This is a genomic window from Bacillus sp. NPDC094077 (assembly GCF_050279465.1).
Lineage (GTDB): Bacteria > Bacillota > Bacilli > Bacillales > Bacillaceae_G > Bacillus_A.
Genome location: NZ_JBNNUF010000051.1, coordinates 1 through 3,115, shown reverse-complemented (window position 1 = coordinate 3,115; position 3,115 = coordinate 1). Strand labels below are relative to the sequence as shown.

2 protein-coding genes and 1 pseudogene are annotated in these 3,115 nt (G+C 34.1%); all 3 read right to left on the bottom strand.

The window, feature by feature from the left end:
* Positions 1-117: 117 nt before the first annotated feature.
* On the bottom strand, positions 118-303 hold the full coding sequence (locus ACQKNR_RS29175) for an N-acetylmuramoyl-L-alanine amidase (protein ID WP_427322744.1): 186 nt from the start codon (positions 301-303) through the stop codon (positions 118-120).
* 1,414 nt (positions 304-1,717) lie between these two features.
* Positions 1,718-2,766: pseudogene (locus tag ACQKNR_RS29170) on the bottom strand (peptidoglycan recognition protein family protein).
* 23 nt (positions 2,767-2,789) lie between these two features.
* On the bottom strand, positions 2,790-2,999 hold the full coding sequence (locus ACQKNR_RS29165) for a BhlA/UviB family holin-like peptide (protein WP_427322742.1): 210 nt from the start codon (positions 2,997-2,999) through the stop codon (positions 2,790-2,792).
* Between the last annotated feature and the right edge of the window lie 116 nt (positions 3,000-3,115).

Here is a 3,115-nt window from a genome sequence, read left to right as displayed (position 1 = left end):
TTGAATTTTCTCCGATTCTAGTTTTTTTCTTATTATACAAGAAATACCCTATGGAATAGACTTTTTTAAGTGTCTATTCCATAGGGTACATTTTATATTGGAGTATCGTTTCTTTTTTTATTTTATTCTTACAAAATATGAACTAACTGTAATGTAGTACACATTTCCTCTACTGTTTCTAACTTTATACTGCGGTGAACCATTCACAGATACTTTATCGATAATAGTGAATCCTACATCTACAGAACCAGCAACGTCTTGATCCTGCCAAGATGGAGCATCATAGAAACGTAAGTTATCCATTCATCTTTACTCACTTTATCTCTTCTAGAATAAAATATAACGAACAAAATTAAACATCCCCCATGATATTTCACGAGGGATGTTTTTAGGGAAAAGCGAAGTGAAGAATTAAAGAAATTAGGGATTCTATTAACTCACACTTGTCTTCTATAGAATCTCACAAACTCGAATTTTGCAACACAGCAAAAACTCCCTTTATCTAAAGAAAAAAACATCCTATTTCGATGGTATTATGATACAATCTCATCGGCACCGTTAGTATTTAATAAGTTCAAAGTTTCACTATCCAATCACCTAAAAAGAAGCGAGACGTTTCATAATGAGTCTTAGTTCTTTTCCATCTCACAATCCATACTCAGGGAACATAGGATTCATTTGCAGTTAATTACCTTTTCTCTTCTAGAGTAAGATATAATGAACAAAATTAAACATCCCCCATGATATTTCACGAGGGATGTTTATAATGAAAGCAGAGTTAGGTAGTGAATTAGTGAATTAGTGAATTAAAAGGGGGAACTTTTAATTCATGTATGCCTTCTATAGAATCTCACAAACTTAAATTTTGCAACACAACAAAAACTCCCTTTATCTAAAGGAAAAACACCAGCCCATTTCGATGGTATTATGATACTATCCCATCGGCACCGTTAGTGTTTAATAAGTTCAAAGTTTCATTATCCAATTATCTAAAATCAACAAAATAAAACATCTCTCATGATATTTCACGAGGGATGTTTTTTGTGAGGTAGTGAATTAACAAGTGGGATGCTGTTAACTCACATCTTGACCCTATATAATCTCACAAACTCGAATTTTGTAACACAACCAAAATTCCCTTTGACAAAGAGAAAAAATGAAAACCTGTATTGTCTATAATATGATATTCTCTTATTGAGCTGTTGTTAGATTGGAAAACAAGAGATAGAATATACATCCTTGCGAAAAATTTGGTAAATATAACTCAACATGTTATGAAAGATTGTGCTATTACCAACAACTTTTATGACATTCTTAACTTTGTCTATCAAGGCGCGCGGGAGGGGTTTACGGATTCGTAATAATGAAGTAATTATGGTTTATAGGGCAACCTTATTATTGTAGAAAATAGACGTAAACTGCATAATCTATAATTGACATCTAAAGAACTTACAACAGGAAAAAGGCATCTTCAATTGGGGAAGATGTCTTTATTATTTTCAAGCTATATTATATGTAATGAAAATGACAATACTGTTATACAGAAGAAAGGGTATTCCACTCCATCCAACTGGGAATACTCTTTCTTTATTTTTGATATACATATTACTTCCGAATGTTACATATAATACTATGATAAACTAAATATGAGATGTATTTCTTTATAATATGAGAAAAAGAGCGTTCCTCAATCGCCAGAGGAATGCTCTTTTTCCGTTTATTTCACATACACATAGCTTGAATTTGCAGTTAGATAGTATGTTGTTCCTCTACTGTTGTGTACTTTATATTGTGGTGAACCATTAACGGTAACTTTAGCATCAATAGTAAATCCAGGTTCTTTATATACAGTTCCGGCTACATCTTTATCAGACCAGGAAGCAGCGTCATAAAAGCGAAGGTTGTCTACTTTAGAAACAACGCGTTTACCTACTACAGAACTTGCTGCAGAAGTTTGTTCCCCTTGATATTTAATGTAGAATGGGTTGTTATAAATCCATTGATTACCACCAAGATTTAACCAATCACCTTGTATTCTCCACACTTAATATGATTCATCCTTACCTAATTGACGGATAACACCATTATTTATTGATGGTCCACTTCTAGGGTTAACGTTATAACCATCAATATAAGCAACCCCTATTGCCCCTGTAACGTTTTGGCTAGATTCTTTTCGTTTTGGTTTAGCAATAACTATTCTGCCTTCATATGCCTTTAAAACATCTTCTCGGCATTGCGATTCTGATACGCCATGCCTACGAAGATAATCAAGCGGATCTTCATGGTCGGTTCTCCCTAATTTATAAGTAATATCTTTATGCGTCCATAATCCTTTACTTAGATGAATCCCTCTATCTTTTAAAATCTTAGCCAAAAGTTTTACATAACGTTCATACGATGGTTTAAATTTAGCTGGATTACTAGTTTCAGAAAGCTCTACATGAACAAATCTTTTGTTAGCAGCTGGTCCAGCGCCGTAAGCGATATATTCTGTGTCTGCAATTTAAATTGTTCCATCCCAATCTACCGCATAATGTACGAAAGTTGAGCGCCATGTACGAGATTCATATCGTTGAATATTGACTGTGGTGTTGCCGTACTATATGCAACAACTCCCTCATACGCTCCTACTCCGCTACGATATGGTGTTTTAGGTAAACCATCGATAATTAGTATTCTATCAGCAAAAGCACTCCCCGCTGACGTTAATGCAATCATAGTAGCCATAGAAATTGAAATTAATACTTTAATAGATTTTTTCATTTGTCATCAGCTTCAAAAATTTTTTATTTGATTTCAGTTACACCTCTAGAAAGAAATCCAAATGCTTTTGCTTTTTCTTCGATGACTTCCTGATTCTTTTCGATTACTGTTTGATACTTATCTTCTCGTTGTTCATTTCTTTTGTTATTCGTCCACAATATCCATCCAGCTAAAATAGCCCATGAACCCCGCTGTAAAAATAGCTTAAAAACTTCTTCCTCCACCGTTCTCATCTTCTTTTTTACATTGAACTCCCCCCACTTTCACTTCGTTTAGAAGTGAAAGTGGGGGATTCCTAAGTAAAGAGTTCTATCGAACTCTAATTTATTAGGCTAACCCCGCAGTCCTT

What these genes read in the sequence shown, in the direction of transcription:
- ACQKNR_RS29165 (WP_427322742.1), bottom strand. Translation starts at nt 2,999, where the DNA reads ATGAGAACGGTGGAGGAAGAAGTTTTTAAGCTATTTTTACAGCGGGGT.
- ACQKNR_RS29175 (WP_427322744.1), bottom strand. Translation starts at nt 303, where the DNA reads ATGGATAACTTACGTTTCTATGATGCTCCATCTTGGCAGGATCAAGAC.